The organism is Limnobacter sp., from assembly GCF_036846585.1.
GTDB lineage: Bacteria > Pseudomonadota > Gammaproteobacteria > Burkholderiales > Burkholderiaceae_B > Limnobacter.
This window is the reverse complement of sequence record NZ_DAIUBR010000058.1, coordinates 1-6,318: the sequence shown is the minus strand read 5'-3', so window position 1 is coordinate 6,318 and position 6,318 is coordinate 1. Positions and strand designations below refer to the sequence as shown.

Here is a 6,318-nt window from a genome sequence, read left to right as displayed (position 1 = left end):
CTTCGCGGTCGATGGCCGGCAGGACCTTACCCTCGTGGTGTACAACCCGGCCACCAACGACCTGTTTACTGCCTCCAAAGGCGAAGGCGCGTTTTTGAACAACCGCCGCATTCGTGTTTCCAAACGCAGCAAGCCCAATGAATTTCTGGTCGGCTTTGCCTTCCCGGCAGGCCAAAGCGAAGGCTCACAAGGCGTTAAGCGCAAAATGCTGGCAATGACAGAAAGCACCGCCGGCATTCGCAAATCGGGTTCTGCCGTGCTTGACCTGGCCTACGTGGCCTGCGGTCGCCTGGATGGCTACATGTGTTTTGGTCTGAAGCCCTGGGATTTGGCAACCGGCGTATTGCTTGTTTCTGAAGCGGGCGGCTTGATTACCGACCCCGAAGGCAACAACACATTCATGGAAAGCGGCGATGCAATTGCCGGAAACCCGAAAGCCCTTCAATACCTGCTGAGCTTCAAATAAAACAAACAGGTACCCAGTTGAGCAAACAAGCGAGTACACACAACCAGGCCGCATCACAGGCGTTTGAAAGCCACACGCCGATGATGCAGCAGTACCTCACGCTGAAAGCCGAGTACCCCGACAAGCTGCTTTTCTATCGCATGGGCGATTTTTACGAGCTGTTTTTCGACGACGCCCAACTGGCTGCCCAGCTGTTGCGCATCACCCTCACCCACCGTGGCCAATCAGCCGGCCAACCCATTCCCATGGCGGGCGTGCCATTTCATGCCGCCGACCAGTACCTTGCCAAACTGGTTGCACTGGGGCATTCAGTGGCCATTTGCGAGCAGGTGGGCACACCGGGCCTGACGAAAGGCCCCATGGAGCGCAGGGTTGCGCGGGTGGTTACACCAGGCACACTCACCGAATCAACCCTGCTGCCCGATCAGGAAAACAAAACCCTGCTCAGCCTGTATTCCGAAGACGGCAAATATTGGGGCGTGGCCTGTTTGGCACTTTCTGCGGGTTCAATCCGCTTGCTGGAATGTGATTCGGGTGCACTGGCAGCGCATTTGAGTCGTTTCAATGCCGCCGAAGTGCTGGTGAACAACCGCACGTGGGCGCAGCAAAGCCAAATCAGCGGTTCAACCGCGCAATGCATTGAGCGCCCGGCGTGGCACTTCGATGCGGGCTTTGCCCAAACCCATTTGCAAAGCGTGCTGCAAGCCGCCAACCTTGAAAGCCTGGAACTGAACAAAGCCAAACTGGCCGTGCCTGCCATGGGTGCGGCCCTGCAGTATGCCAAGGAAACGCACCTTAGCATTGAAACCTTCAAGCACCTTTCCGACATTCAGGTTGAACACGAGCAAGACTTCCTGGTGCTCGATGAAGCCGCCCGTCGCAACCTTGAATTGACTGAAACCCTGAGGGGCGAACCTGCCCCCACCCTGTTTTCCCGCATCAACCGCGCAGGCAGCGGCATGGGCGCACGGCGCTTGCGCCAGTGGCTATTAGAGCCCCTGCGCAACATGGCCACCATTGAGGCACGGCAGAACAAAATACAGAATTTGCTTGGCACCTTGGGCCAGGCACCTGAACCCGCATGCTTCGATTTGGTCAAAACACTGCGCGCCATGGCAGACATTGAACGCATCAGCAGCCGCGTGGCCATGCAAACCGCCAAGCCTCGCGATTTGCTGGCGCTTCGCGAAAGCCTGCTAGCCCTGCCCCAGGTGGCAGAACTGATTGCAAGCTTTGGCGACAGCGAATTCAACACTGCCTTACAAGCCTTGCAGGCACCACCCGAGTTGCAGGCCGAATTGATGCAGGCCTTGGCCGACAACCCGCCGGTTCTGATTCGAGATGGCGGCGTAATTGCCGATGGCTACCACGCTGAACTGGACGAATTGCGCAACATTCAAACCGGCAGCGGGCAGTTTCTAATTGAACTGGAGAAACAGGAACGCGAGGCCACCGGCATTGCAAACCTGAAAGTCGAATTCAACCGGGTGCATGGTTTTTATATCGAAGTCAGCAGCGCGCAGGCCGACAAAGTGCCCGCGCACTACATTCGCCGACAAACCATGAAAAATGCCGAGCGCTACATTACCGAAGAACTGAAAGCTTTTGAGGAAAAAGCGCTGTCCGCGAAAGACAAAGCCCTGAACCTTGAAAAAGTAATTTACGAAAACCTGATGGTGTGGCTTGGCCAATTCACCCCGTTCCTGCAGCGCTGTGCACGGGAATTGTCGGAACTGGATGCCTTGGCGGCACTGGCCATTGTGGCCTTCGAAGCAAACTGGGTACGCCCACACATGGTACCCCACGCCCTGCTGAACATTCAGCAAGGCCGCCACCCGGTGCTGGAAGTACAAGTGGAACAATTCACACCGAACGACTGCGCCCTTCACCCCGGCAAACACATGGCGCTGATCACCGGCCCCAACATGGGCGGCAAAAGCACCTACATGCGACAAACCGCGCTGATCGCGCTGCTGGCCCACATGGGAAGTTTTGTGCCGGCAACCAGTGCACAAATTGGCGTGCTTGATCGAATTTTCACACGCATTGGCGCATCCGACGACCTGGCCGGTGGCCGCTCCACCTTCATGGTGGAAATGACCGAAGCCGCCACCATTGTTCGCCAGGCCACGCCGCACAGCTTGGTCATCATGGATGAAATTGGGCGCGGCACTTCCACATTCGATGGTTTGTCATTGGCGTGGGAAATTGCAAAACGCCTGGCCAACACCAACAAATGTTTAACACTGTTTGCCACACATTATTTTGAGATCACCGCGCTGGGCAATGAACTGGACAGCGTGTTCAATGTGCATTTGTCGGCCACCGAACACCAAGGCAAACTAGTATTTTTACACCGCATTGAAGCCGGCCCAGCCAGCCAAAGCTATGGCTTGCAGGTGGCAAAGCTTGCTGGCTTGCCAGCCTTGGTCGTAAAAAATGCACAAAAGCGATTGGACCAACTGGAAGCTGAAAAACGGGCCATGACTGCCCAAGTCGATTTGTTCGACCTACCAGCCGAAGCCGAAGTTGAACCGCCAGCAAATGCGCAGCACGTGCACCTGATCCTCGAAAAGCTCAACGAAATTGATCCCGATGAACTAAGCCCACGCGAGGCACTGCAGCTGATTTTTCAGCTCAAAGGCCTGCAAGGTTGAGCACACACCGCACAGTGCCCAAAACCTGTGCGGCCCTGTTGGGTGCGGCAGCCCTGCTGCTCGGTCAGGCTGGCACGGCGCAAGCCACCACTTTCAGCTTTGCCTTGATGGGCGACCAGCCTTACACCGACCTGCTGGAACCCGCCACCGACAGCTTGATCAAAACCATCAACAGCGACCCGGATGTACAGTGGATACTGCACATTGGCGACATTAAGGGAGGTGCTGAACCCTGCACCGATGAATTGCTGATACGGCGCATTGATCAACTACGGCGAAGTGAAAAGCCTTTGGTGTACGTTCCCGGCGACAATGAATGGACCGATTGCCATCGTGAATCCAACGGCAACTTCAAATCCCGGGAACGTTTGGAGTTTTTGCGCAAACAGGCGTTTACGCAGCCAGCCACCTTGGGAAAAACCACCTTCCCGGTTCGCCAGCAAACATCGCACCCCTACCCGGAACAGCTGATGTGGCAACACGGCAGCACACTTTTTGTCAGCCTGAACGTGCCAGGCAGCAACAACGACCTTGAAAACCCCAAATCCAGGAAAACGAAAAAAACAGAAGTTCAGCACCTGCTTGAAAAACGGCAGAATGCCATCAACGCTTGGTTAAGCGACGCAGAAAAGCTGTTTGCAAATGCCAAAGCCACGCCCACGGAAACCGTCATTGCCATTCAAGGCAACCCGATTGATGGTTCCGGCAGCCCGAACAACAATGGCTACAACGATTTCATGAAAAGATTGGTGAAGTACATCGACAACACCGGACGCCCGGTGTTGCTGGTACACGGCGATACGCACCGGTATAAATGGGACAGGCCAAACCTGAAACAATTCGGCGGTTCAGCTGCCACAAACGCCCTGTTTTACAGGGCAGAAGGCTGGGGCCACCCGTTTGTAAACGCCTGGGTGAAAGTGACGGTAAGGCCGGGCGCCAGCTCGCCGTTCAACATAAAAAGCATCGCAGAAACTGCCAAGCCCGACAATTAAGCGGGCAATGGTTCGGACTCAGTTCAACTTGCCCGCACCTGGATTGGGGGCCACACTGAACAGCGACTGTGCAGCCGCTCCCTGCGCCTTTTCTTCCTCGTTTGCGGCACGAATGTCCAGCACCTTCAAGTGGTAGCGCAAAGCCATGCCCGCGAAGGGGTGATTGCCATCCAGCACCACTTTGCCTTCGGCGATGTCGGTGACCGTCCACACGCGGCCAAAGCCGGTGTTCTCTTCGGTGGCCTGTTCATCCGGCTCATTTTCGTCATCCACAGGCACTTCTTCAAGTTGCATGCCGATTTCAAGGTCTTCAGCAAAACTGTCAGCGTCCTCGACACGCATCAGTTCCGGATCAAAATCACCAAATGCATCTTCAGGCTCCAACTGGGCAAAAACCTCATCACCCACTGCTTTGCCTTCCACTGCTTCCTGCAATTTGGGGAACACCTCATTTTCGCTGCCGTGCAGGTAAATGATCGGCTCGCCACCATGTTCCTGAATCAACTCACCCTGCGCATCACGCAGCTCAAAATCAAGGGTCACCACTGTGCCGTGCTCAACAATCATCGTACATAACTCCAGAAATCAGCGCCCAAACCGCGGGCAGTCTTTTAAGGTGGCCTATGATACCCGTAATCAACAAATCACCCAACCTGAAGTACGAGAACATGATTAAACCCTTGAGCCACATTGCCGGCGTGTCCGTTGAACAATTCATGAAAGAAGACTGGCACACCACGCCGCGCCTTTTCAAACAAGCCTTCCCACAATTCGAACCGTTGTGCGACGTGGAAACAATTGCTGAAATGGCATCGGACGAAGACATCGAAAGCCGACTGATTCAACACGGCAAAGCCGGCTGGACACTTGAACACGGTCCATTTGATGAATTGCCAGCCATGACGCAAAAAGCCTGGACCGTGCTGATTCAAGGCATTGACCACCATTTGCCCGAAGCATATGACTTGCTGCAACAGTTTCGATTCATCCCCGATGCGCGCCTGGATGACGTCATGCTGAGCTTGGCCAGCGACGGTGGTGGCGTTGGCCCCCATTACGATTCTTACGACGTATTCCTGCTGCAAATGCACGGCACGCGCCGCTGGAAAATTGGTCCGCTTCAAGACAGGGAACTTGAAGAAAATGTACCCTTGAAAATCCTGAAAAATTTTCAGCCCACAGAAGAATTTCTCTTGGAACCAGGTGACATGCTGTACCTGCCCCCCAACTACGGGCATGACGGTGTGGCCGTAGGGCCTTGCTCAACCCTGAGCATCGGCTTTCGGGCACCAAGCAAAGCCGAAGTGCTTGCCGGTATTTTGCGCGATCTCGCCGATCAGGTTGAGAAAGACCCAGTGATGGCAAATTCCCTGTTTTCAGATCCCGGCCGTGGCGTACAAACAAACCCCGCGGAAATTCCTGACGACATGCTGAATTTCGGTGCTGAACTAATATCGAACTTCACCGCGCAAAACCAGAAAATTCGAGGCAGCATTGCTTGCATGCTGACCGAACCAAAGCCACATGTGTATTTTGTAAACAACACAGACGATCAGGAAATACCTGAAATTATTAGCGTTTTGTGCGAACGCGGCATTGCTTTGTGCATGAAAACTAAAATGTTGTTCAAAGACTCGTTTTTCTTCATCAACGGCGAATCTGTCAACCCCACAGCAGCCCTTACCGTTAAACAGCTGCAAATGCTCGCAAACCAGCGTGAAATGGAACCATCCGACGCTGCAGAAGCTTTAAAAAATCCTGAATTTCAGTATTTTTTAATAGGTTTTGCAAAAGCCGGTTGGGTAGAAACCCTAAGGTGATTAATTTCATTTAGAATTTGTAACTACTTTGCAAAGTCAATAGAATTTTGCTTCCAAAATAAGGTCGGAACAATGACTTGAATTTGACAGCCTATTCGATAGAATTTGCAGAGTTTTCCGCTTGAGTGCTAGAACACCCGGCAGGAAAATGGGTGATTCTGGGTTCTCTTGTGAGCCTATTTGCTCTAAAAAAGACGCTTGAATCGGCGTCTAGTTCGTGACCCCAAAAGGAATAAACATGAAAAACTCAATTTTGATCGCATCTTTGTTTGCAGTTGCTTTGGCCGCTTGTGGCAAGAAAGAAGAAGCAGCTCCTGTTGAACCAGCAGCTCCTGCAGTAACTGAACAAGCTCCTGCCGCAACTGAGCCAGCACCTGCTG

Annotated in this window: 5 protein-coding genes; 4 read left to right on the top strand and 1 reads right to left on the bottom strand. The window is 53.6% G+C overall.

Features of this window, described 5'->3' with window-relative positions; all coding sequences use genetic code 11:
• The 3 genes from V7028_RS15170 to V7028_RS15160 form a co-directional block, all read left to right on the top strand.
• A partial coding sequence (locus V7028_RS15170; protein ID WP_334120923.1) for an inositol monophosphatase family protein occupies positions 1-466 on the top strand: 466 nt, incomplete at its 5' end.
• Between the two features lie 80 nt (positions 467-546).
• On the top strand, positions 547-3,123 hold the full coding sequence (gene mutS / locus V7028_RS15165) for a DNA mismatch repair protein MutS (protein WP_334120924.1): 2,577 nt from the start codon (positions 547-549) through the stop codon (positions 3,121-3,123).
• Entirely contained in the window at positions 3,120-4,118 is a 999-nt protein-coding gene (locus V7028_RS15160; RefSeq protein ID WP_334120922.1) for a metallophosphoesterase, read from the top strand. The genes mutS and V7028_RS15160 overlap by 4 nt, the downstream gene beginning before the upstream one ends.
• Before the next feature lie 18 nt (positions 4,119-4,136).
• On the opposite strand, the gene V7028_RS15155 is transcribed toward V7028_RS15160, so the two are convergent.
• Complete coding sequence (locus V7028_RS15155) at positions 4,137-4,685, bottom strand: FKBP-type peptidyl-prolyl cis-trans isomerase (protein ID WP_334120921.1); 549 nt, start codon at positions 4,683-4,685, stop codon at positions 4,137-4,139.
• A gap of 56 nt (positions 4,686-4,741) precedes the next feature.
• On the opposite strand from V7028_RS15155, the gene V7028_RS15150 reads away from it, so the two are divergent.
• Positions 4,742-5,938 carry a cupin domain-containing protein gene (locus V7028_RS15150; RefSeq protein WP_334120920.1) on the top strand — a complete coding sequence of 399 codons (1,197 nt, stop codon included), beginning with the start codon at positions 4,742-4,744 and terminating at the stop codon, positions 5,936-5,938.
• Positions 5,939-6,318 lie beyond the last annotated feature (380 nt).